The sequence below is a fragment of the Campylobacter concisus genome, from assembly GCF_015230035.1.
GTDB classification, from domain to species: Bacteria; Campylobacterota; Campylobacteria; order Campylobacterales; family Campylobacteraceae; genus Campylobacter_A; species Campylobacter_A concisus_BK.
Genome location: NZ_JAAKZD010000004.1, coordinates 92,423 through 114,092 on the forward strand (window position 1 = coordinate 92,423; position 21,670 = coordinate 114,092).

General features: G+C 38.8%; 24 protein-coding genes. 12 read left to right on the forward strand and 12 right to left on the reverse strand.

Annotation, left to right across the window (positions count from 1 at the left end; genetic code table 11):
• Positions 1–175 precede the first annotated feature (175 nt).
• From tpx to G6W41_RS03650, 3 genes are all read right to left on the reverse strand, one after another.
• Positions 176–706, reverse strand: coding sequence for a thiol peroxidase (gene tpx / locus G6W41_RS03640; RefSeq protein WP_194170657.1), 531 nt, complete (start codon positions 704–706; stop codon positions 176–178).
• Positions 707–715: 9 nt separating this feature from the next.
• Entirely contained in the window at positions 716–1,858 is a 1,143-nt protein-coding gene (locus G6W41_RS03645; RefSeq protein WP_194170658.1) for a trans-sulfuration enzyme family protein, read from the reverse strand.
• Between the two features lie 218 nt (positions 1,859–2,076).
• The gene (locus G6W41_RS03650; RefSeq protein WP_194170659.1) at positions 2,077–2,532 is read right to left on the reverse strand and encodes a DIP1984 family protein; all 456 of its coding nucleotides are present in this window, start codon (positions 2,530–2,532) and stop codon (positions 2,077–2,079) included.
• 88 nt (positions 2,533–2,620) lie between these two features.
• Here G6W41_RS03650 and G6W41_RS03655 point away from each other — a divergent pair, with 88 nt between their 5' ends.
• Together G6W41_RS03655 and G6W41_RS03660 are read left to right on the forward strand one after the other, a co-directional pair.
• Complete coding sequence (locus G6W41_RS03655; RefSeq protein WP_103613105.1) at positions 2,621–3,787, forward strand: MalY/PatB family protein; 1,167 nt, start codon at positions 2,621–2,623, stop codon at positions 3,785–3,787.
• Positions 3,788–4,031: 244 nt separating this feature from the next.
• Positions 4,032–4,175 (forward strand): hypothetical protein, encoded by a 144-nt coding sequence (locus tag G6W41_RS03660; RefSeq protein WP_194170660.1) that lies wholly within the window; start codon positions 4,032–4,034, stop codon positions 4,173–4,175.
• Between the two features lie 655 nt (positions 4,176–4,830).
• On the opposite strand, the gene sodB is transcribed toward G6W41_RS03660, so the two are convergent.
• Positions 4,831–5,448: a superoxide dismutase [Fe] gene (gene sodB / locus G6W41_RS03665; protein ID WP_103646039.1), complete on the reverse strand. Its 618-nt coding sequence runs from the start codon at positions 5,446–5,448 to the stop codon at positions 4,831–4,833.
• Between the two features lie 467 nt (positions 5,449–5,915).
• Here sodB and G6W41_RS03670 point away from each other — a divergent pair, with 467 nt between their 5' ends.
• From G6W41_RS03670 to G6W41_RS03680, 3 genes are read left to right on the forward strand one after another with little or no spacing between them, the layout of a single operon-like run.
• Positions 5,916–6,908 carry a DctP family TRAP transporter solute-binding subunit gene (locus G6W41_RS03670; protein ID WP_148786747.1) on the forward strand — a complete coding sequence of 331 codons (993 nt, stop codon included), beginning with the start codon at positions 5,916–5,918 and terminating at the stop codon, positions 6,906–6,908.
• Positions 6,908–7,450: a TRAP transporter small permease gene (locus G6W41_RS03675; RefSeq protein ID WP_021084026.1), complete on the forward strand. Its 543-nt coding sequence runs from the start codon at positions 6,908–6,910 to the stop codon at positions 7,448–7,450. Before G6W41_RS03670 ends, G6W41_RS03675 begins: the two co-directional genes overlap by 1 nt.
• Positions 7,451–7,460: 10 nt before the next feature.
• Positions 7,461–8,744, forward strand: coding sequence for a TRAP transporter large permease (locus tag G6W41_RS03680; RefSeq protein ID WP_194170661.1), 1,284 nt, complete (start codon positions 7,461–7,463; stop codon positions 8,742–8,744).
• Positions 8,745–8,769: 25 nt separating this feature from the next.
• On the opposite strand, the gene G6W41_RS03685 is transcribed toward G6W41_RS03680, so the two are convergent.
• The 5 genes from G6W41_RS03685 to G6W41_RS03705 form a co-directional block, all read right to left on the reverse strand.
• A complete protein-coding gene (locus tag G6W41_RS03685) occupies positions 8,770–9,729 on the reverse strand; it encodes a GGDEF domain-containing protein (protein ID WP_346010876.1) in 960 nt (319 codons plus the stop codon).
• Positions 9,730–9,811: 82 nt separating this feature from the next.
• Entirely contained in the window at positions 9,812–10,909 is a 1,098-nt protein-coding gene (locus G6W41_RS03690; RefSeq protein WP_194170663.1) for a GGDEF domain-containing protein, read from the reverse strand.
• A gap of 46 nt (positions 10,910–10,955) precedes the next feature.
• Complete coding sequence (locus G6W41_RS03695; protein ID WP_002941615.1) at positions 10,956–11,114, reverse strand: hypothetical protein; 159 nt, start codon at positions 11,112–11,114, stop codon at positions 10,956–10,958.
• Positions 11,115–11,124: 10 nt separating this feature from the next.
• Entirely contained in the window at positions 11,125–12,969 is a 1,845-nt protein-coding gene (locus tag G6W41_RS03700; RefSeq protein ID WP_194170664.1) for a mechanosensitive ion channel family protein, read from the reverse strand.
• On the reverse strand, positions 12,962–13,606 hold the full coding sequence (locus tag G6W41_RS03705; protein ID WP_194170665.1) for a carbonic anhydrase: 645 nt from the start codon (positions 13,604–13,606) through the stop codon (positions 12,962–12,964). The genes G6W41_RS03700 and G6W41_RS03705 overlap by 8 nt, the downstream gene beginning before the upstream one ends.
• A gap of 171 nt (positions 13,607–13,777) precedes the next feature.
• Between G6W41_RS03705 and G6W41_RS03710 the strand changes: the two genes are divergently transcribed.
• The 6 genes from G6W41_RS03710 (at position 13,778) to G6W41_RS03735 (ending at position 18,423) form a co-directional block, all read left to right on the forward strand.
• The gene (locus G6W41_RS03710) at positions 13,778–14,476 is read left to right on the forward strand and encodes a Bax inhibitor-1/YccA family protein (protein ID WP_002941542.1); all 699 of its coding nucleotides are present in this window, start codon (positions 13,778–13,780) and stop codon (positions 14,474–14,476) included.
• A complete protein-coding gene (locus tag G6W41_RS03715; protein ID WP_002941503.1) occupies positions 14,469–14,852 on the forward strand; it encodes a hypothetical protein in 384 nt (127 codons plus the stop codon). Before G6W41_RS03710 ends, G6W41_RS03715 begins: the two co-directional genes overlap by 8 nt.
• A 62-nt stretch (positions 14,853–14,914) precedes the next feature.
• Positions 14,915–15,244, forward strand: coding sequence for a preprotein translocase subunit SecG (gene secG / locus G6W41_RS03720; RefSeq protein ID WP_194170666.1), 330 nt, complete (start codon positions 14,915–14,917; stop codon positions 15,242–15,244).
• 2 nt (positions 15,245–15,246) lie between these two features.
• Positions 15,247–16,206: a polysaccharide deacetylase family protein gene (locus G6W41_RS03725; protein WP_194170667.1), complete on the forward strand. Its 960-nt coding sequence runs from the start codon at positions 15,247–15,249 to the stop codon at positions 16,204–16,206.
• Entirely contained in the window at positions 16,196–16,753 is a 558-nt protein-coding gene (gene frr / locus G6W41_RS03730; protein WP_087581160.1) for a ribosome recycling factor, read from the forward strand. The genes G6W41_RS03725 and frr overlap by 11 nt, the downstream gene beginning before the upstream one ends.
• Before the next feature lie 92 nt (positions 16,754–16,845).
• Positions 16,846–18,423: a DUF4153 domain-containing protein gene (locus G6W41_RS03735; RefSeq protein WP_194170668.1), complete on the forward strand. Its 1,578-nt coding sequence runs from the start codon at positions 16,846–16,848 to the stop codon at positions 18,421–18,423.
• Here G6W41_RS03735 and G6W41_RS03740 read toward each other — a convergent pair.
• The 3 genes from G6W41_RS03740 to G6W41_RS03750 form a co-directional block, all read right to left on the reverse strand.
• Positions 18,415–18,969 carry a ribonuclease HII gene (locus tag G6W41_RS03740; RefSeq protein ID WP_194170669.1) on the reverse strand — a complete coding sequence of 185 codons (555 nt, stop codon included), beginning with the start codon at positions 18,967–18,969 and terminating at the stop codon, positions 18,415–18,417. The two genes, G6W41_RS03735 and G6W41_RS03740, sit on opposite strands and share 9 nt — an antisense overlap.
• Positions 18,969–19,823 carry a hypothetical protein gene (locus tag G6W41_RS03745; protein WP_194170670.1) on the reverse strand — a complete coding sequence of 285 codons (855 nt, stop codon included), beginning with the start codon at positions 19,821–19,823 and terminating at the stop codon, positions 18,969–18,971. Before G6W41_RS03745 ends, G6W41_RS03740 begins: the two co-directional genes overlap by 1 nt.
• A 77-nt stretch (positions 19,824–19,900) precedes the next feature.
• Positions 19,901–20,995, reverse strand: coding sequence for an ATP-binding protein (locus tag G6W41_RS03750; protein ID WP_194170671.1), 1,095 nt, complete (start codon positions 20,993–20,995; stop codon positions 19,901–19,903).
• A gap of 363 nt (positions 20,996–21,358) precedes the next feature.
• Between G6W41_RS03750 and rpsJ the strand changes: the two genes are divergently transcribed.
• Positions 21,359–21,667, forward strand: coding sequence for a 30S ribosomal protein S10 (rpsJ, locus tag G6W41_RS03755; RefSeq protein ID WP_009295257.1), 309 nt, complete (start codon positions 21,359–21,361; stop codon positions 21,665–21,667).
• The last annotated feature ends 3 nt before the right edge of the window (positions 21,668–21,670 follow it).

The window sequence follows — 21,670 nt, forward strand, 5'->3', positions numbered from 1 at the left end:
TTTTATAGTGCAAAGTTTAAAATCACGAAAATTATAATGAGCTATTATACTTTATATTTATAGGTTGTTGAACTAAAATTTGTAACACAGTGATTAGATGGGCGTTTTTTGGAGGTATATAAATTTATTGTTGTTTTCATGGTCTAACGCCGCAAAAGCAGCGTTAGTTTAAATTTTAATGACAGCCGCAGCCGCAGCCACATCCGCCGCTTTGTTTTATCGCGTCAAAAACTGCGTCGTAGTTTGGCTCCTCGGTCACTTCAGGGACGATTTGCTTGTGGATGATGACGCCATCTTTGATGACAAAGACTGCTCTTGCGAGCAAGCCCTTTAGTACCCCATCACTCATCAGCATGCCGTAGTTTTGGGCAAATTCACCGTATCTAAAGTCGCTACCAACACGCAAATTTGCTATGCCCTCAGTCGTGCAAAATCTCCCCATCGCAAATGGCAAGTCGTTTGAGATGATGCTAAGTCTAATGCCCTGTTTGCCGGCTACTTTTTCATTAAATTTACGAGCCTCAGCCGCGCAAACGCCAGTATCAAGTGATGGCAAGCAGACAAGCACCTCTATGCCGTTATTTCCGCCCACGCTAAATTCGCTAAGATCTTGCGCTACGACTCTAGCTTCAGGCGCATAAGAGCCGACAAATAGCTCATTTCCGCTTAAATTTACCTCACTGCCTTTAAATTTTGTAGTTGCCATGATTTCTCCTTATCTTTTAGCTTTTTTAAATGCTTGATCAAGGTCGGCTATTAGATCATCGACGTTTTCGATGCCGATGGCTAGGCGAAGCAAATTTTGCTTTATGCCGATCTTATCTAGCAACTCTTTTGGATATGCCTCGTGAGTCATCGTAGCAGGCCTGCAGATAAGGCTCTCTACGCCACCAAGGCTCACTGCTAGATCAAAAATTTCTAGCGCTTTTACAAATTTATTTACATCATATTTTTCATCAAGCTCAAATGAGATAAGAGCGCCGATATCGCTTGCTTGAGCCGCTTGCATCTTTGCCTCTTGCTCGCTGTATGAGCCAGGGAAATGCACCACGCTAACGGCGTCATTATTCTCTAAAAATTTGATGATTTTATGGGTATTTTGCGTTTGTCTGTCAAACCTAACGCTAAGCGTTTTAAGCCCACGTATTAGGTAGTATGCGTCCATCGGGCTGATGATGCCACCAAGCGTGTTTTTGGCAAATTTTATCTTTTCAGCCAAAGCATCGTCGTTTAACGTGACGATACCAGCGATCACGTCAGCGTGTCCGCCGATATATTTTGTGGCGCTATATACCACGATGTCAGCTCCGTGCTCAAGCACTTTTTGATAATAAGGCGTCAAAAATGTGTTATCCACGATGACTAGAGCACCCTTTTTGTGAGCGATCTTTGAAATTCTAGCGATATCAGTCACTCTTAAGAGAGGATTTGAGGGAGTTTCGATGAAGATAGCTGCCACGTCGTCGCTTATGTCATCTTCGCTTAAAAAATTTAGATCATCTATAAATTCACTCTTTATGCCGTGACTTTCAAAAACAGTCGTGACATACCTATATGTGCCACCATAGACGTTGCTATTTAGCAGGACTTTTTGCCCTGTTTTTATAAGACTAAGTGCGGCTGCTGTTGCTGCCATGCCTGAGCCAAAGCTAAATGCGTATTTGCTACCTTCAACTTTAGCAAAGATATCATCAAAGGCTTTTTTTGTAGGGTTGTTGCCACGTGAGTAGGCAAATTCTTGAAAATTTTCAAGGTCATCTTGTACGAAGGTGCTAGCTAAAAATACTGGCGGAACGACCGCTTTGTTTGGGTTGTTTTTGGCTTCGATGCCTTTTACGACGAGAGTGTCTAGTTTCATAAATTTCCTTTTTAAAAATTTACGAAATTTTACATGATAAAAATTAATTTTCCCCAAACCCACCCAAAATATAGCCAAACCAGTAAGTGGTAGTAAAAGTGCTTTTTAAATTTGCATTTGTAAGATTGCTAAGACTAAATTTAAGCTTTTGCCTGGTCTTCGCAAGCCGCCAATGTATGGTTTTTTACTCGCTTTTGGCTAAATTTTTACCATAAATTTTACTCTACTAGATCAACCGCCCAGTTTGCCTCCTGAAGCTTCATCTCAAGCTCTCTGATCTCTTTTGAAAGCGTATCTACTTGCTTTTGAAGTGCGGCCACATCGACTGTGCTTAAAATTTTGATCTCGCTGTTTGAGTAAAGATCGACCTTTTGACTAGCGCTCGTGGCAAACTCCCTAAGCACGTTTGCTTTTAGCGTCAAAGCGTCCTTTTTAGCGATCATCTCAGTTAGGCTCACGCCTTCAAATTTCGCACTTGAGTTTGTTAAATTTATAGAGCAAATGAGCCTAAAAAGCTCGCTTGTTAGCTTGTCAAGCTCTTTTAAAAGAAGCTTTGGATCCTCGCTTGGACTTTCGTTCTCCTGCGTTTTTGCATTGCTAAGTAGTCTAACTTTTAGCTGTTCGATGCGCTTTTGCGTGTCAGATCTTAGGATGAGAGCCTGAGCTAGTTTCATCACTTTTCCTTTTTTGGTATTAAATTTTTAAATCATCTTAGTATCTTTTGGGTTATAATTGATTTAAAATTTTATTTAAGGAAAAGCTATGAAGTACGATTTTGACACATTAGTAAGCAGAGAAGGCACCAACTCATCAAAATGGCGTATGAAGAGCGATGTTTTGCCGATGTGGGTTGCAGACATGGACTTTAAGGCCGCACCTGAAATTTTAAGTGTCTTGCAAAAGCGCCTTGATAACGGCGTCTTTGGCTACTCTTTCATACCAAAAGAGTGGAACGAAGCGATAAAAAGCTGGTGGCAAAGACGCCACAACGTGAGCTTTGAAAACGAGTGGATGTGCTTTTGCACTGGCGTCATACCAGCTATCTCAACTGCTATTAGGAGGTTTAGCAGCCCAGGAGATCAAATTTTAGTGCAAGCGCCTGTCTATCACGTCTTTTTTAACTGCATCAAAAACAACGGACGTGAAATTTTATCAAACGACCTTGTTTATAAAAATGGCTCTTACGAGATCGACTTTGACGACCTAGAGGCAAAGCTAGCTCAGCCGCTAACTACTATGATGCTTCTTTGCAACCCTCACAATCCAATAGGCAAAATTTGGGACAAAGAGACGCTTAAAAAGATAGGCGAGCTTTGCTATAAGCACGATGTTTTGGTTATCAGCGACGAAATTCACTGCGACATAACTGACCCTGGGCTAAGCTACGTGCCATTTATCAGCGTTAGCGAGGAGTGCAAAAACAACTCCATCACGTGCATCTCGCCTACAAAGGCCTTTAACATAGCTGGCCTTCAAAGCTCAGCCGTCGTTACGCCAAATGAAAAGATCAGATCAAGGCTAAATGCCGCTATCAACTACGATGAGGTTGGCGAGGCAAATGCCTTTGCGATCATCGCCGCAATCGCTGCGTTTAACGAGGGCGAAGCGTGGCTCGATGAGCTTAGAGAGTATCTTTTTGAAAACAAAAAGGTTGTTGCAAACTTCATAAAAGAGCAAAATCTGCCAGTGAAGCTCTTGCCATCGAGTGCGACCTATCTTTTGTGGCTTGACTGCAGTGCGTTTTGCGAGGATTCGAGTGAGTTTATGAATTTCTTGCGCGATAAAGCTGGACTTTGGCTAAATGACGGTAACGCTTACAGAGGAGATAGATTTTTCCTTCGTATGAATATCGCAACGCAACGCGAAAGGGTGCTTGAAGGGCTAAAACGCTTGCAAAATGGGATAAATTTATACACTTCAAAAAGATAAATTTTGGCTGGGTGGCTTTGGAATTTAAGCCACCTCTGCTTAAAGCTGTAAAATAGCCCTTCGTTTCTTGAATATCAAAGCGAGTTTTGCTGATAAATTTAAAAGCTAGATAGCCTATGCTTGTTTTTGGTTACTTTAAATTTAAGCATGGAATTGTTTGTTTGCAATGTGGTTAGGCAGTAAAGCCAGTTTTTTGCTATTTTTGGTATCTTGCAAGCATGCGCTAGTGCGTTAAAAGAGTGTCTTGGTTGCGTTTGAGTTGTTTGAAGCTAAAAGCGAGAACATTTTTGAATTTAAAGTGGCTTTGGCTTATAAATTTAGTAGTTTAAATTTGGAAAAACATAAATTTAAAGGTGAGATAGCCTGCGCCGATCTTGAATTGCATTAAATTTAAGCAAAAAGCCTTTGAATACGAATAGTCATGGTTGATTTCAAAGCAAAAAATTTAAAGCCACCGCCGACTTTTATCTTCTATTTTAAATTTAGAAAAGCTATCAGTCAAAAATAGAGCGGTCGCCAAAACTACTATTTTATGCTGTCTTTATGAGCAAATTTGTGTTCGCCACACGTGCGTAATGCAGTTTTTCTTATAAATTTAGTAGTTTAAATTTGGAAAAACATAAAATTTAAAGGTGAGATAGTTGCGTTGACTTTTAAACTTAGAAAAAGTCGCTTATCAAAATAGAACAGACCGCCATAAGAAACATTTTGCCCCTTTTGAAATAGTAAATATCGCGCCCGTTACTTGCTAAATTTATAAACTTGAAAGTGAGATATCTCGCGCTAGCGTTAAATTTAAAAGAAGCTGCTTGCCAAAACGAGAATTTGATATCTTTCAAAAAAGTGATTTTGCTGAAAAAATTGATGATTTTAAAGTTTATATAAAAACAGAAATTTAAAGACAAGCTAGCTCGTGCTGATTTTAAATTTATAAAAAGATCATTTGCCAAAACAAGTGTTTGCACTCTCGTTTAAAATGATAAATTTGATAGCTAATTTTGAATAAAAGTAGAAATTTAAAGGCGGGGAGGTCCCGCCAGATATTATTTATGTAGTTCTTTTGTGTAAAACTCAACTGAGCCAAGGCCCTCTTTTTGCGCCCACTCGTAAGCTTGGCTTACAAATTCCCAGTTTATGTTCTCGTAAAATGTCTCTAGGTATTTTGGACGAGCGTTGAAGTTGTCGATGTAGTAAGCGTGCTCCCAAACATCAACGACTAGAAGTGGCACTTTGCCATCGCTTACTGGAGTTTTTGCGTTGCTAGTTTGCACGATCTCTAGTTTTTTGCTGCTTGGGTCAAATACAAGCCACGCCCAGCCTGAGCCAAAAAGTGTTGTAGCTGCTTTTAAAAACTCCTCTTTGAAGTTTGCAAAATTTGCCTCGATCGCAGCTTTTAGTTCGCTTGACATCTCGCTTTTTTTGGCGATGCAGTCCCAGTAAAAGTCGTGGTTATAAACTTGAGCGACATTGTTGTATAGGCCGCCTTCGCTATTTTTTAGGATTTCGTAAAATGATGCGTTGGCAAATTTTGTATCTTTTATGAGATTGTTTAAATTTGCAACATAGGTCGCGTGGTGCTTGCCATAGTGGTATTCACAGGTCTTAGCACTTACTACTGCATTGGCATTTGCGTCAAACGGAAGTTTTCTTAGTTCAAACATAATAATTCCTTAATAATAAAATTTGTTATCTCGCATTATAGCCACAAAATATTAACAAACAAAATCTCTTAAAATTTAACCCAAAAATAGGGCTTTTATAAAAGCTAATTTTTTCATTTATAAAAGATGAGAAAATTTTCTTTATAAATTTGTGATTAAAAGAGTGAAATTTATATCCTAAAAGAGCAAATTTGGCTTTGTAAAAGAGAGAAAAGTAAATTTAAATTTCTCTAAATGTAAAAAATAATATAAAAATATGTGTAGAAAAGTAACAAATATGCTCTATAAAAATGATAAATAAATTTTTACGTTAAATTTACAAAGCAAAAACTATCCATTTTAGATCAAAAATGTTACAAAAATACACATATAAAAATAAAGATATGTGAATTTATGAAACAAAATTTCTAAATTTTTATTTTTGAAATTTATAATGCACCTATCAAAACTATTACAAAGGATGAAAGATGAAATTCTTACAAGCTTTACTTTTTACATGTGCCATCAGTGGCTTAGCATTTGGTGCTGATAAGGTCTATACGATCAAATTTGCTCACGTTGTCGCAGCTTCTACGCCAAAGGGCAAGGCGGCTGACTTTTTTGCAAAGCGTGCTGAGGAGCTAAGTGGCGGCAAGATAAAAGTTCAAGTCTTCCCATCAGCTCAGCTACTAGATGATGATAGAGTTTTTGGCGCGCTAAAGCTTGGCAACGTCCAAATGGCAGCTCCAAGCTTTTCTAAATTTACACCTATCGTGCCGCAGTTTCAGCTATTTGACCTGCCTTTCATCTTTAAAGATGCAGACCACCTTCATAAGGTCCAAGACGGTGCAGTTGGCGAGGAGCTAAAAGGTCTTGTGACTAAGAAGGGCTTTGTAGCGCTTGATTACTGGGACGCTGGATTTAAGCACTTTAGCTCAAGCAAAAAGCCTATCCTCACTCCAGAAGATGCAAAAGGACAAAAATTTAGAATCCAAAGCTCAAAAGTGCTTGAAGAGCAGATCAAAGCGATCGGTGGCAACCCACAAGTTCTACCATTTTCAGAGGTTTATTCTGCACTTCAACAAGGCGTAGTTGATGCTACTGAAAACCCACTTTCAAATTTCTATAACTCTAAATTTCACGAGGTTCAAAGCTCTCTTACACTTTCTCACCACGGATATCTAGGCTATCTAGTTGTTATGAGCGATAAATTTTGGAACAAACTACCAGATGATCTAAAAGCAAATGTAAAACAAGCTCTAAGCGAAGCAACAGCTTACGAGAGAGAAGAGACAGCTAAAGAGGACGCTCACGTCATAGCCGAGCTTGAAAAATATATAGCAGAGACTAAAAAGCTAGAAATTTTCAAGATCGACGACGCACAAAAAGCTGAATGGCAAAAAGTTATGCAGGCTATCTATCCTAAATTTTACGATGTCATCGGCAAAGAGCTTATAGAAAAGACAATCGAGACAAAATAATGAAGAATTTCATTAACGCTCTTGATATATTGATAGTCTCGCTTAATAAAACTATCGCCGTTTTAGGGCTAGCTAGTGGAACGCTACTAGCCTTTGCCAACGTCGTGGCTAGATACTTTTTTGACAAAAGCTGGTCATGGGCGAGCGAGCTATCAAACTACTTATTCATTTGGTCGGCGTTTTTTGCAGCAGCGTATGGCTTTAACAAGGGCATCCACGTGAGCGTAACTATCTTGGTGGAGAAATTTCCACCAGCGCTCGCGAAGGCATGTCTGCTCTTTTCGCACATCTTGACAACTGTCTTTTTGATATTTATCGCGGTTTATTCGGTTGATTATCTTAAAATTTTGCACGAGATCGAGCAGATGATAATAGACCTTGGCATACCTCAATGGGTCCCTATGCTAGTGCTTCCAATAGCCTTCGTCACAGCTAGCTACCGCTCGGCTGAAAAGGCTATCAAAGTAGCGCTAACTCCAGCAGCAAAGGTCGTAAGCAACGAAGCGCACGAGCTAGCTCACGGTAGCGTAGTCAAAGACTAAGGAGAAAAAGATGACAATAGCATTTTTATTTATCCTACTTTTTGCACTGATGCTAATAGGCGTGCCAGTCGCGGTTTCGCTAGGTACAAGCACCGTTTTAACGATGATATTTTTTACGGATATCGACATCGCTACGATCCCGCAGCTAATTTTTGATGGTATCAATAAATTTTCGCTAATGGCGATCCCGATGTTTATCTTGGCTGGAAATTTACTAAGCAAAGGCGGCTCAGCAAGGCGTATCATCGACTTTGCAAAGTCTATGGTCGGACACTTGCCAGGTGGCTTGCCTATGAGTGCGATATTTGCCTGCATCATCTTTGCAGCAGTTTCTGGAAGCTCGCCTGCGACGGTTGTGGCTATTGGCTCAATAATGTTTGCAGCGATAAAAGAGGCTGGCTATCCAAAAGAGTACGCAGTGGGCGGCATAACCACGGCTGGCTCGCTTGGAATTTTGATCCCGCCTTCAGTTGTTATGATAGTTTATGGCGTAACGGCAGAGGTTAGTATCGGTAAGCTCTTTATGGCAGGCGTCGTGCCTGGTCTTATGCTTGGTGGTATGATGCTTGTGCAAACCTACGTTGGCGCAAAAAAGCTTGGATTTAAAGCAACTAAGGCTGAGCCATTTAAAGCAAGAGTGCAGAAATTTGCAAAAGCATTTTGGGCTTTACTAATCGTCGTTGTGGTTATTGGCGGAATTTATGGAGGCATATTCACTCCGACTGAAGCAGCTGCGGCAAGTGCGGTCTATGCGCTATTTATCTCACTTTTTATCTATAGAGATATAAAGATAAGAGATCTTTGGGACATCTGCCTAGACTCAGCCCTTACAACAGCTATGATATTTTTCATCATCGCAAACGCCGTTGTTTTTGCATATTTGCTAACTAGTGAGCAGATCCCACAAGCGATCGCATCGATGATACTTGACGCAAATATCGGCATGATAGGATTTTTGATATTTGTAAATATCTTGCTCTTTATCATGGGTCAGTTTATGGAGCCTTCAAGCGTTATCATGATCATGGTGCCGCTCTTGCTTCCGATAGCTACGCAACTAGGCGTCGATCCTATACACTTTGGTATCATCTTGGTTGTAAATATGGAGATAGGTATGGTCACTCCGCCTGTTGGACTAAATTTATTTGTCGCAAGCGGTCTTACAAATATGAACTTAAAAGAGGTCATCGTGGCGTGCTTGCCATGGACGCTAACCTTGTTCTTTGGCCTTATCTTGGTTACTTATATACCGCAAATTTCACTTTGGCTACCAAACATAATGTATGGACATTAAAATTTAGAGGCTTAGGCCTCTAAATTTATCCTTTTGGATCGTAATCCGCACTCATAACGATATTTTTACCATTTCGCTTACCGACATAAAGTAGCTCGTCAGCTTGCTTGATCATACGCTCGATATTTACCTCAGTGTTACCACTATGTGCCACGACACCAAAGGTCATAGTAGCTATTATCCTATGGTTTTCAAATTCAACGACATTTTGATTAAGCGTCTCTCTGATACGCTCTAAGATGCTAACTGCTTTTGCCTTTTTAACATCAAAGATAACAGCCAAAAACTCCTCGCCGCCAAAGCGAGCGACCCTGTCTTCATTTCTAAATGCATTTTTGAAAATTTTAGAAAGGCTCTTTAGCACTTCATCGCCTGCGCCGTGTCCGTAGGTATCATTTATCTTTTTAAAGTTGTCGATGTCGCACATCACGATAGCAAAGTCATTGCCGTCAAATAAATTCTTTTGTCTAAAAATTTGTTGCATTGAGGCGCGATTTAAAAGCCCAGTTAGTGGGTCGTGGTTAAAGACAGCTTTGGCTGATTCTTTCTCTTCTAAGATGCCTAAGAATATAAATAAATTTGAGCTCTCTAGCAAAAATGATGTTAAGACAGCAAACACACAAGATGCAGTTAGGTTAAATACAAAAAATATCTCTTTATACAAAGGATCGTCCTTTGCTGGTAGATCTATCACTAGATAGAAAAATAAAAAAGCCGCAACATCTAGAAAAGAGATAAGTCTGCTTAAAATTTTAAAGCTAACCGATAAGAAAAAGAGGCTAATTGTCGATGTTAGAAATAAAATTTCAAAGCCCCAGCCTAGACCTAGGATAAAGACGCAAAGTGAGGCATGAAGTAAAATTTCTACTTGCAAGATAAGCATCACGATCTTGCTATTGTCTTCGCTATCGAAGAGTATCTTTAGTGCAAAAAGATATATGCTAACAGAAAGGATGTTTGCCATGGCCAAAATTTCTTCGCCCATGATACAAAATCCAATTATATAAAAAAGGTGTATTAAAAAAACCGAAAAAATAATGATCTTTAGTGATATATAAAGCGAAAGTTTAGGCATTGCCATAGTCTAAATGTCCTTTTTTTAATATGGCATATTCTATACGATCTTTGCCATTTTTCTTACCCTCATATAGCTTTTTATCGGCTATATTTATCACCGTATCCATATCTATATTTATACCACTTGCGCAAAGAACTAAGCCAAAAGTCATAGTCACCGCACTTTTATCTGGTAGCTTTACTTGTGATATCCTTGTGCCAAGTCTAGTTTCTACTTTTTTTACGTCTTCAGTTTTAACATCAGGCAAGATAATTAGAAATTCCTCTCCACCCCACCTACAAATGACGTCATTTTCTCTAAATGTATCTTTTAAAGACAGCGCTATCTCTTTTAAGACCTTATCGCCCCAGTCGTGTCCGTAGGTATCGTTTATCTTTTTAAAGTTATCTATATCTCCTAGCATAACGACTAAATTTGTATCACTACTATTGTCTCGAAGCTCTATAAGCTTATTTTTTAGTGTATTTTCTATTGAGCGTCTATTAAAAAGACCAGTTAAAAAGTCATATTTGGCAACCCTCTCTATCTCATCTTTCTCTTCGCTGATCTGTTTATAGCCATTAGATGTGATCGCATCAGCAAACCCAGATAGCCTAAAAACAAGAAAAAAAGTAAATGCAATACTGCAACAGGTGATAAAGCGTTGAACTTGTTCAGAAACTACCATCGAAGAATCTTTGTATGAAAAATAGAGCCATAAAAGCACTAGAAGCTCAAAGATGCTAACTAAATAGGTAACTATCCTTTTATTAAAAGCTAAAAAGTAGCTTATAAAAATATCTCCAATTAGTATTATCCAAATGTTACAGTTCCAGCCCATATTAATAACGCCAGCAATAACAACAGCAGTTGTATTCATATGAAAAAGAGCTGATATTAGATACCTCTTTTTTACGTCAAATTTTAGCCTTAGTGGTATATTTATGCAAAAAAACAAGAGACAGATTAAAACATTTAATAGGCTTTCGCTAAAAAAACCAAATACTAAAATAGCAAGCAAGTTACTTGCTATCGCTACGTTTAATATCGTTTTGTAAATGTCATCGATAGCCTTATAGCTATCTTGCTCTATAAATTCCTGTACCAAGCATTCTCTCCGTTAATTTCATCCGTTAAATTTAATTTAGATCATTTTAATACGAGTCGTAACTATCCTCATCCTCATCACTATCTTCATAGTTGTAGTCATTTTCGTCGTAGTTATAGTCATAGCTATCGCTACTATCCTCATCCTCGTCGTTAAATTCAGAGTAGTCTTCTTCTACCTCTTCGTAGTCAAAATCATCACTCATTTTTCTCTCCTTAAATTTTATCTTTGATATTTTCGATATACAAGCTTTGGCTTGGGAATGCAAAATTTAGACCATTTTGCTTTAAAATATCCATAATTTTTAGCATTACATCTTGTTTTACGTCTAGAAAATCTCCCCAAACGATAGTTTTTGCAAAGCAATAAACTAGGATATTTATCGAGCTATCAGCAAAGTCATCAACCACGACAAATAAATTTGACTTATATCCAGCATAGTCATCAACTGAGACTATGTTTTGTCTATATTTTAGGCCCCTTTTATTAGCCGCGATATCTTCGCTTTTAGCGATATCAGGGTGATTTATCAGCATATTTTTGATGTCATTTACACATTTTTTGATCTCTTCTGTAGTTGGTCCATACTCGATGCCAATAACCATTCTTATGCGTCTGCCGACCTTTCTTCTGCTCCAGTTTCTAACAGGATCGCTTGCTAGCTTTGAGTTTGGCACGAAGATAAGGGCATTATCAAAGCTTCTAACAGTCGTTTTTCTAAATCCTATCTCAACGACTGTGCCCTCGATGTCGCCACAAACTATCCAGTCGCCTTGTGAAAATGAGTTATCAAAGAGCATCATAACAGAGGCAAAGAAGTTTGCGATGATGTCTTTAGCAGCGAAGGCAACGGCAAGACCACCGATACCAAGTGAGGCGATGAGCGCTGAGATATCAAATCCAAGCTTTTGAAGGATCAGTAAAAGTGTGATAATTAGCACGATCACGTAGATGACTTTCAGTGCTAGGTTTATCACCTCTTTACGCTTGCTTTTTTGCGCGATCTTGTCGATTATAGCGATACCGTAGCCATTTAGTATGGTTAGGACAAGCCATGAAAATGCGACTATATATATGATAGAAAAGATATTTGCTACCGTTAGAGGCACTGGCACTGGGTAAAATCCAACGCCGATACAGATATTTAGCGCATAGATGATAAGAAGTGCTGAGATCGGCTTTTTCACGATATCAACGATCTGATTTTTAGCCTCTTTTACCCCTTCGCCTGAAGCGATGAGTGACATTAGCCAGTAGGTTAGTTTGGCTAGAATTCTAGTTAGCGAGACGAAAAATAAAAATATCGCAACGATAACAACGATCTTGCCGATGTTAAATTTACTTGAATTTATGTCAGTTACTTTGTTTATGTATTCGACTGCATCGACTAAATTTAGCTCAGACAAGAGCATGCTTGAGCTTAGAAGATCGGCGTTATTTTTAAGATAGGTTAAAATTTCTTCTTCACTCTCTTTTTTTAGCTCAAGGTCAAAAAAGGCGCTGTCATAAGAGCCTGAAGTGTCATTTAGCGAGTCTTTTAGATCTTTTATGCTTACATAAGAATTTGTCTGTAAATTTAAAAGTCCATTATCTATCACATCTCTTATAGAATTTGCCTTAGCGCCCTTTTTAAAGACCTCTTCTAGGCTAATAAGTGCTGAGTAGTAAGCGTAATCAACCTTCATCTTCTCAAGCTCGATAGCGCTTTGGATGTAGGCGTCTTTGTTTGACTGCTTCTCAAGTCTTGCGACCTTTTTTTCTAGCGCCTCTTTTTGCAGATTGAATTTATTTATATCGCTTTGTGTTACCTCGATCTGCATGACGTAGTTTGGTATCTTTTCTAAAAGATCGCTCTTTTTTTTGTGAAGGCTGGCTAAATTTGAGTTGTCAGCCTTTGAGTTATTCGTATCTTTTTGCTGTGCTTTTAAAATTTTTATCTGGCTGTTTATGGTTTGGATTTGATTTGTTATGCTTATTATGTCTTCTTCTTGAGTTTTGTTGCTCTCGGCCGCAAAAGCAAAGGTAAAGCAAAGCAGGATAATGGCTAGAAATTTACGCATTTTCGCCTCTTTTATCCGCTAGAAGCTTAAATGTGCCCTCTTTTAAATCGTAGCTAAAAATTTCGCCAGTTTCTATGATGTAGTGCCAGCCATAAATTTGAAGCTTGCCGCTTTCATACTCCTCTTTTACATTTGGATAGGTCATTATGTTTTCGATCGAGTTTATCACGTTTAGCCTCTCAGTTAGCCATGCCATTTTGGCTGGATCGTCGCTGGTAAATTTAAGCACTTCTCGCTTGATTGGCTCTATTAGCCTGATCCAGTTTCTAACGTTTGGAGTATTTTTTAGCTTCTTTTCGTCCACATAAAGTGCCGCGCATCCGCCACAGTCAGAGTGTCCGCAGATGATGATGTTTTTGATGTTTAAAACTTCAAGCGCATATTCGATCGCTGAAGTGGTCGCCAAAAACTCTTCGCTCACTCTATATGGCGGCACGATGTTTGCGATATTACGCACCATAAAAAGCTCGCCTGGCAGGCAGTTTGTTATCAAATTTGGCACGACCCTTGAATCCACGCATGATATGAAAAGCGTATGCGGATCTTGTTTGCTTTGCAAGCTTTTAAATAGCTCTTCGTGCTCTAAAAAGCCATCTTCCATAAATTTTACTGCACCTTCAAGTATTGAATCATCCATAAAATTTATCTCCATTTTTTATATTTTTATCGCGATTATAGCAACTTTTATTTAATCAAAAAAATGCCCTCTAAAACGGACTTTAAACTAATATTTTTTATTAAACTTCTTTTTATTTATTGTTTAATTATTTTAGGCTAAACTCACCACAAAAATTCATAAGGAGAAAAAATGAGTTTGTATGATAGAAACTACGCTAAGCAAAATCAAGAAGAGCTTGCGTATTCTCAAAGCTCACTAAGCACTTTTATAAAACAAACTTATCAACTTTTTGCAGCATCATTACTTTCAGCTACTGCTGGCGCTTATGTAGGCATTAGCATTGCTGGCGTTTTTGCGGCAAATAGATTTTTGTTTTGGGGACTTGTGATACTAGAGTTTGTGTTACTTTTTGGTCTAATGGCAGCTAAACGCAAAGAGGGATTAAATTTAATACTTCTTTTTGCATTTACATTTGTAAGCGGTCTTACGCTAACTCCGCTACTTTCAGCGATCCTTGCTATGCCAAGTGGCGCTAGTATCGTAGCTCAAGCATTTGGTTTGACAACAGTTGCATTTGGTGCATTAAGCGTCTTTGCGATGAATACAAAACGCGACTTTACAACGATGGGCAAGATGCTATTTATAACTTTGATAGTTATCGTTGTAGCAGCGATCATCAACATTTTCGTTAAAAGCACGATGTTTCAACTTGTAATCGCAAGTATTTCATCGATCTTATTTAGCGCTTACATACTTTTTGATACACAAAATATCATCCGTGGCAACTACGAGACGCCGGTTGAAGGTGCAGTTGCTTTGTATCTTGATTTTGTAAATTTATTTACATCATTACTACAAATTTTAGGCATTTTTAATAGAAATGACTAATGACGAGCGCATCTACCGAGTGATAGATGCGAATCTAAATAGGCTAAAAGAAGGGCTTCGCGTCGTTGAAGATATAAAAAGATATGTCTTTGATGACGCTAAGCTCGCCTATAAGATAAAGTCCCTCCGCCACAAGGCAAAGATCCCACAAAAAGAATTTTTAAAATTTAGAAATTCACAAAACGACGTTTTAAAAACCAGCACAAAAAGCGAGCAAGAAAGATCAAATTTAGATGAGATCATCACTGCAAATTTCAAGCGTGCCCAGGAGAGCGCTCGCGTGCTTGAAGAGTGCTTTAAGCTTATAAATTTAGAGCGAGCCGAGCTTTTTAAAAGCATAAGATACGAGCTTTATGAGCTTGAAAAAGAACTTTAACTAAAAATTTAAATCTTTTCTTGTATAATCGCAAACTATTTAAAAAATTTAAAGGAAATTTCGTGAGTTTAATATTTTTAATCTTACAATTTGTTCTAGCTGTCGTTATCACGATCGCAGTTTTACTCCAAAAGAGCTCATCTATCGGTCTTGGAGCATACAGTGGAAGCAACGAGAGCCTTTTTGGAGCAAAAGGACCAGCTGGATTTTTAGCTAAATTTACCTTTGTGGTAGGTATTTTGTTTATCCTAAACACACTTGCGCTTGGATATTTTTACAATAAAGATCTAAAACGCTCTATCGTTGATAGCGTCGATAGCAAATCTCTAGTCATACCAAAATCAAACGACGTGCCAGCAGCTCCTAGCGCACCACAAAATCCAGCAAAATAACAATGATAAAAACGTTTTTAGCGTCACTTTTGACGCTAACGTTTGCTTTGGCAGACGCTCACATCCTAGTTTATCACCGCTTTGACGATCCAAGGCACGCTAGCACGGATATTTCTATTCAAAATTTAAGAGCTCAGTTTGAATACTTCAAAAACAATGGCTATGAAGTTGTCAAGCTATCAAGGCTTGTCGATGCGGTAAATGCTGGCGAGCCGATCCCTGATAACTGGATCGTTATCACCGTTGATGATGGATACAAAAGCTTTTACAATAACGCTCTTAGCGTATTTAAAGAGTATAACTACCCATTTGCTTTGATGGTCTATGTAGAGGCAAGCGCGAACAAATATGGCGATTATTTAGACTTTGATCAGATCAAAGAGCTAGAAGCTTACGGCGAGATCGGCTATCACTCATACGCTCATCCAAGGATGACTAAACTTAGCGATGAGGCCTTAAGAGAGGACTTTCAAAAGGGCGTTGAGACCTTTGAAAAACACATGGGTTATAAGCCAAAATACTTTGCAGTGCCTTACGGTGAGATCGATAGTAGGGTCGTCTCTTTGGCAAAAGAATTTGGCTTTTTAGCACTTTTAAATCAAAACTCAGGCGCAGTTTCAGATAAAAGTGACGTTTATGATCTTTACAGAACGCCAGTGATGAATGGCACAAAGATAGCGCTAACTTTTAATAGCAAATTTTTAAATGCCCAGTGGATATTTCCAGAGGGCTATCCGCAAAACAATGCGATCGATAAACTCATCATCAAGACCGACACAAACGCAAGTGAGGGCAGTTTTTTTATGACTGGCTTTGACGGCTTTAGAAAAGTACCTATGACAAATGGCGTTTTTGAGTGTAAATTTAACCCACCGCTTGATAAACGCAAAGTGTTAATGTCGCTAAAAGTAGATCATCACAGAAGCACAAAACTTCTAATAAAGGACACCAATGCTAAATAAAATTTATGATACCCAAAAAGAGGGTTGCGAAAAGGCGATCGCTTCTTTAAAACGCGATTTTACAACGCTAAGAACTGGCAAGGTAAATATCAACATCCTAGATAACGTCATGGTTGATTATTATGGCTCGCCAACTCCGCTTAATCAAGTAGCCACCGTGCTTACAAGCGACGCTTCGACTATCGCTATCACGCCTTGGGAAAAGAGCATGATAAAAGCGATCTCATCAGCCATCCAAGCTGCAAATATCGGCGTCAATCCAAACAGCGATGGCGAGAGCGTTAAGCTATTTTTCCCACCGATGACCGTCGAGCAACGCCAAGAAAATGCAAAACACGCAAAAGCTATGGGCGAAAAAGCCAAAGTTAGCATCAGAAACGTAAGAAAAGACGCAAACGACGAGGTCAAAAAGCTTGAAAAAGACAAAGCTATAACAGAAGACGAGAGCAAAAAAGGTCAAGATGAGGTTCAAAAGATAACCGACGCCTATACCGCAAAGATCGACACTCTCGTAAAAGAGAAAGAAGCCGAGCTTTTAAAAATCTAAATTTACTTAGAAATTTGCGCCCCTTGCAAATTTCTAAACCCCCACTTTTTAGCCATGCAAAGTGGCTAAATTTCACTCTTTAAAGGACGACCTTGCAGATCGCCACTGAACTAAAAACCGCATTTGCTGATAAAAAAATTTTGTTTCTTACCATTTTGGCATTTAGCCTAGCTACTATTTTTCTTAGCCCCAGCCAGATAGTAGATGAGTATAGAGGTTTTTGGCTGCTTGAGCCGCTACTTTTGGTCGCTATCTACCTAAATAAAAGGCAAATTTTACTACCTTTATATTTTTTGATATTTGGAGCTAGCCTTTATTTTTTTGGCCTTAAGCTAAGCGGTCACGCCAGCGATCTTGTGGCACTTTATCTCATGGCTTTTGTGCTTTTATTCTCTTTAAATTTTGCCAAAGATAATGAGAAATTTATAAGAGGGAGCCTAGCAAGACTTTTAAATTTACTCATCTCATTTGCCCTTTTTCACCTATTTTTTCTTGGCATTGTGGCTGTTTGTGCAGGGCTTAACTACCTTTTTGATTTAGAGCTTCTAACCAGTCACAGGGCGCAAAGGCTCTATCTGACACTAGCCTCTTTTGGTCTGCCTTGTCTATTTATCTTTTTTGAGAGCAAATTTAGCGAGTATAGGCTCTTAAATTTCATCAAGATCGCTATAAATTTCATCCTAAATCCCGTGCTCATCATCTATGTGGTGCTTTTAAATTTATACTGCATTTATAGGCTTGTTTTGCTTGAGCTGCCACGTGGCGGAGTGGCTTATATCGTGCTTGCCTGCTTGATCGCCGGCTTTGTTTTAAGGGGGCTAAATTTACTTATCAAAAGCCAAATTTATGATCAAATTTTTAAGCTCTTGCCACTTTTTATCATCTTGCCTAGCATAATGCTTTGGTGGGGCGTCATGCACAGGGTCGGCGAGTACGGTCTAAGCGAGGCTAGGATCTATCTCATAGCCTGCGTGATATTTGCAAATTTGAGCTATTTTGTGATGATATTTCTTAGAAATTTCTCTTATAAATTTCTAGCGTTTTTCATGATATTTGGCATATTTTTCACCCATTTTGTCCTTGATACGAAGCAGCTTGTGCTAAATTCCCAAAAAGAGCTTTTACTAAGAGAGCTAAGAGCACTAAATTTACTTGATAGCAGTGGCTCGCTAAGCGGCGACTTGAGCAAGATAGGCAAAGAGAAGCTCTACTTTTTGCAAGATAAATTTGACTTTTTAATAGAAAATGGCGATAAATTTGCGTTAGAAAATAAAAAATTTATAGCGGGTCTTGAGGCGGCTGAACAGAAAAATTGGCAGATATTTAGCATAGACTTTAGTGGCACCGCTATAAACGTGAAAGATGCAACCATCAAAATGCCCGTCGCAAGCAGCACAAATGGTGACGAGCTCGTTATGCAGCTAGATAATGAAAGCGTTAGCATAGATATGCAAAAGCACCTAGAAAAGGCGCTTGCAAGTGTAAATTTAAAGCCAGATGGCGACTTTGGCGCTGAGGTATTTGAGCGGCTAAAAGGGAAGCTTTTGATCTTTGAAGTTGGCAAGCGCGCCTTTGTTTTGCGCTCTATGGAAATCGTACAAGAAAACGGAGTTTATAAATTTTACGACGCAAGCGTGCTTTTTTATATGGAGGATGCGTTGCTAAAATAGCGAGCCTTGCGTGAGTTTTGGCTTTATGACAAAGCTTTTGCGGTGAAAGTCTGAGTAGCCAAATTTAGCTATGGCGTCCAGGTGCGACTTTGTGCCATATCCCTTGTGTCCTGCAAAGCCGTAAGCTGGGTAAAATTTATCCCAGCCGCTCATCAAGCGGTCACGGCTTACTTTTGCTAATATACTAGCAGCGCTTACCCCAGCGATCTTGCCGTCGGCCTTTATCATCGTCGTGATGCCAACGCCATAGTCTAAATTTCCATCGTAAATGATCTCAAAGCCCTCAAAATGCGCCTTGAAAAGTTTGAGCGCGCGCCTTAGGCACTCACTTAGCCCAAGCTCGTCTATCTGGGCGTTTGAAAAGTAGGCGATGAGGAAATTTGAGCTTTTTGTGATCTCTTTAAAGAGCTCTTCGCGCCTTTTTGCGGTTAGTTTTTTGGAGTCGTTTAGACCAGAAATTTCGCTATTTAGCACGCAAGCAGCCACGCTTAGAGGTCCAGCCAGCGCCCCACGTCCAGCCTCGTCGATACCGCAAATTTTAGCCATTACAGCCCGACTTCATCGCTAAAGTAAGGTCTTAGCTCCTCAAGTGGCACGCTGATCTGCTCTTCGTTTAAAAATGTAAGCCCAAGTGGCGAAAGCACGAAGTTATCGCTCACACCAGCATTTGCAAGGATCGCTTTTAGGTGGCTGTCGTTTATATCTTTAAAGATTTGCTTTAGCTTTAGCTTTTTGTTTGCCGCAAGCGAGATCACCTCGCAGTTTGTTTTTTCATTTTTATAGGTGCAAACGCTCTTGATCTTGTCGTTGATGTAGTAGATCTCTTTTAGGCTTTCATACTGGTTGTTTAGCCATTTTTTGCGTTCGCTTTTTAGGTCGTAAAACTCTGCAAGAAGCTTGTTTTTGTTTTTTTTAGCGGAGTCTTTAGCGAAGATATCGTTAGTGATCGCCTCATATCTTGTGCCGTTTGCTTCGGTCATTTGGATGCCGATATTTAGGATCTCATACTCTTTTTCTTCTTTTATGGTGGCGTTGTAGGCTTTGTTTTTGACGATTATCTTGCCTTTTAGCTCGCCGTTTTCGTTTTTAACGTCTAAATTTATCTTATCTGAGACTGCATTTAATGAAGAAATTTCACTGCCATTTTGCTCAAAAGAGCCCTTCTCGTAGTCGTATTTTGCGCCGTCAAAAAAGATGTGGCCGCTTATCTTAGGCGGGACCTTAAAGCTCTTACTTTGTTTGAAATTTTCAAATTCATCTTTAAAATAGTTCATATAAACTTCAAATTTCACACCATTTGCATCGCCACTAAATTTATAAAATTTAGCCCAGTTTTCGTGGTTTATCTCATAGCCAAAAAGGCTTGCAGCGATGAATAAGATCCCAAAAAATGCTCTCATGTCTGTCCTTCGTTTTTTTGATTATAACTATTTTATCTCTAGACTTTTAAAATGATAAACAAACAAAGAGTTTAAATTTATAAACCTAGGCTCCACCTAGAAAATGGCAAGATCTCGCACTTTATCCCCTCGATGCTTTGCTCGGCTTGGTTTGCGACGCTGATGATTTGAAGTTTGCTAACGCCCAGCTCTTTTAGGCTCGCGTGGAGTTTTTTAAATTTCAAAAAGACGATCTCAGGCGCAGAAAATGGCACGCAAATGATCGCAAGCTTCCTTTTTGTAAGGAAAAAATCGATCTCTTTTGTGTAGTAAATTTCATCTTTAAATTTAAGCAGCTCGCAAAAAACGACATTTGCAAAGACAGCCAAAAAGTCCTTTTTTAGGCACAAAGCGTTGCGAAGTGCGAAATTTGTAAAGTAAATTTTCTTACTCGTGCTACTCTCATCTAAATTTGGCACAAACTCCACGTATCCGCTCTCATTTAGCAAATTTATCGCGCTATAAACGCTATCTTTTGAAATTTTCATCTGCTCTTTTAGGTTTTTATAAATCCCAAAGGCGCTTATGGTGTCGTGACACTTTGTTGCGCACTCTTTTAAGATGGCGATGCTTTGCTCGTTTAAATTTGCTCTTAAGAGCTGCTGCAAGTGGGCCGTAACCTCGCTGGAGTCCAAAAAGGCGCTTGCTATCTCGTTGCCATGGGCCAAAAAGTAGCTAAAAAGCAGGTCTTGGTCTAAATTTTTCTTAAAAAATAGTATAAATTCTTCGTAGTCGAGATAGTTTAAATTTATGCGCACAAAGCCATCAAGCGAGAGTGAAAATTCCTTGCTTGTGAGGATGATATTTTCAAGTGTAGCATCTTTTAAAAAGCTTAAATTTATAAGATCAGCGCCTTGTAAATTTTCAACTGCGAGCACCTTTATCTGGGCATTTTTTTCTAAAAACTCTTTTAAATTTGCTAAAAGCAAGGCTCTATCTATCCTTAGATCGTCTAAATTTATATAAAGCCTCTCCTCGCTCTTGTAATGACTCAAAAACTCATAAACAAGGGCTGTTTTGCCACTTGATACGGCACCAATGATAAGTGTCTTTGGCGAGATGATCTCATATTTTCTAGGGATAAATTTAGCATTTTTAATAGGTGCTTGATAGAGCGTTTCTAAACTTTTCAAATTTGAACTTTTTGGCTTTTTGAAATTATAGCCACTTCCTTTTAAAAAGGAAAATATTGTGTTAAATTTTAAAAAATAAACAAAATTTAGAAATAAAAAATAAAAATTTAGACTAGAAATTTATAAAATTTTTGAAAAATAAATTCTCCATTTGCAATATACTTTCCTTATCAAAAGGAAATAATTACTCAAAATTCAACAAAAAATAGCGTTTTTCTTGACAACTATAATAGCTTTTTTGTAAAATCCCTATCTCTTTACGAAAGACCTATGTCTTGCTCGTACGATCGCTTGATCCTATGCGAGTTATTTTGATGTAAAGAGGTCGCGAGTTTGCGACAAGTTCTTTTTAAAGGAAAACACATGGAAAGAATCAGGTTAAAGCTAAAAGCTTACGACCATAGAGTTCTAGACCGCACTGTTGCAGCAATCGTAGAAGCTGTCAAACGAACAGGTGCCGACGTTCGTGGCCCGGTACCAATGCCTACAAAGATCAAACGCTATACAGTCTTAAAATCTCCACACATCAACAAAGACTCACGTGAGCAGTTTGAGATGAGAATACACGCTCGTATGCTTGACATCGTAGCTGCTACTCCAGAAACTGTAGATAGCCTAACAAAACTCGACCTAGCTCCAGAAGTTAATGTCGAAGTTCGTGCGATGAAATAAGCG

Bases quoted from the DNA above. Each gene is read 5' to 3' on its own strand.
- G6W41_RS03700 (WP_194170664.1), bottom strand. From the start codon at position 12,969: ATGCGTAAATTTCTAGCCATTATCCTGCTTTGCTTTACCTTTGCTTTT.
- G6W41_RS03670 (WP_148786747.1), top strand. From the start codon at position 5,916: ATGAAATTCTTACAAGCTTTACTTTTTACATGTGCCATCAGTGGCTTA.
- G6W41_RS03650 (WP_194170659.1), bottom strand. From the start codon at position 2,532: ATGAAACTAGCTCAGGCTCTCATCCTAAGATCTGACACGCAAAAGCGC.
- G6W41_RS03710 (WP_002941542.1), top strand. From the start codon at position 13,778: ATGAGTTTGTATGATAGAAACTACGCTAAGCAAAATCAAGAAGAGCTT.
- G6W41_RS03680 (WP_194170661.1), top strand. From the start codon at position 7,461: ATGACAATAGCATTTTTATTTATCCTACTTTTTGCACTGATGCTAATA.
- G6W41_RS03655 (WP_103613105.1), top strand. From the start codon at position 2,621: ATGAAGTACGATTTTGACACATTAGTAAGCAGAGAAGGCACCAACTCA.
- G6W41_RS03695 (WP_002941615.1), bottom strand. From the start codon at position 11,114: ATGAGTGATGATTTTGACTACGAAGAGGTAGAAGAAGACTACTCTGAA.
- G6W41_RS03740 (WP_194170669.1), bottom strand. From the start codon at position 18,969: ATGGCTAAAATTTGCGGTATCGACGAGGCTGGACGTGGGGCGCTGGCT.
- G6W41_RS03645 (WP_194170658.1), bottom strand. From the start codon at position 1,858: ATGAAACTAGACACTCTCGTCGTAAAAGGCATCGAAGCCAAAAACAAC.
- frr (WP_087581160.1), top strand. From the start codon at position 16,196: ATGCTAAATAAAATTTATGATACCCAAAAAGAGGGTTGCGAAAAGGCG.
- sodB (WP_103646039.1), bottom strand. From the start codon at position 5,448: ATGTTTGAACTAAGAAAACTTCCGTTTGACGCAAATGCCAATGCAGTA.
- rpsJ (WP_009295257.1), top strand. From the start codon at position 21,359: ATGGAAAGAATCAGGTTAAAGCTAAAAGCTTACGACCATAGAGTTCTA.
- G6W41_RS03705 (WP_194170665.1), bottom strand. From the start codon at position 13,606: ATGGATGATTCAATACTTGAAGGTGCAGTAAAATTTATGGAAGATGGC.
- G6W41_RS03715 (WP_002941503.1), top strand. From the start codon at position 14,469: ATGACTAATGACGAGCGCATCTACCGAGTGATAGATGCGAATCTAAAT.
- G6W41_RS03745 (WP_194170670.1), bottom strand. From the start codon at position 19,823: ATGAGAGCATTTTTTGGGATCTTATTCATCGCTGCAAGCCTTTTTGGC.
- G6W41_RS03685 (WP_346010876.1), bottom strand. From the start codon at position 9,729: ATGGGCGAAGAAATTTTGGCCATGGCAAACATCCTTTCTGTTAGCATA.
- tpx (WP_194170657.1), bottom strand. From the start codon at position 706: ATGGCAACTACAAAATTTAAAGGCAGTGAGGTAAATTTAAGCGGAAAT.
- G6W41_RS03725 (WP_194170667.1), top strand. From the start codon at position 15,247: ATGATAAAAACGTTTTTAGCGTCACTTTTGACGCTAACGTTTGCTTTG.
- G6W41_RS03675 (WP_021084026.1), top strand. From the start codon at position 6,908: ATGAAGAATTTCATTAACGCTCTTGATATATTGATAGTCTCGCTTAAT.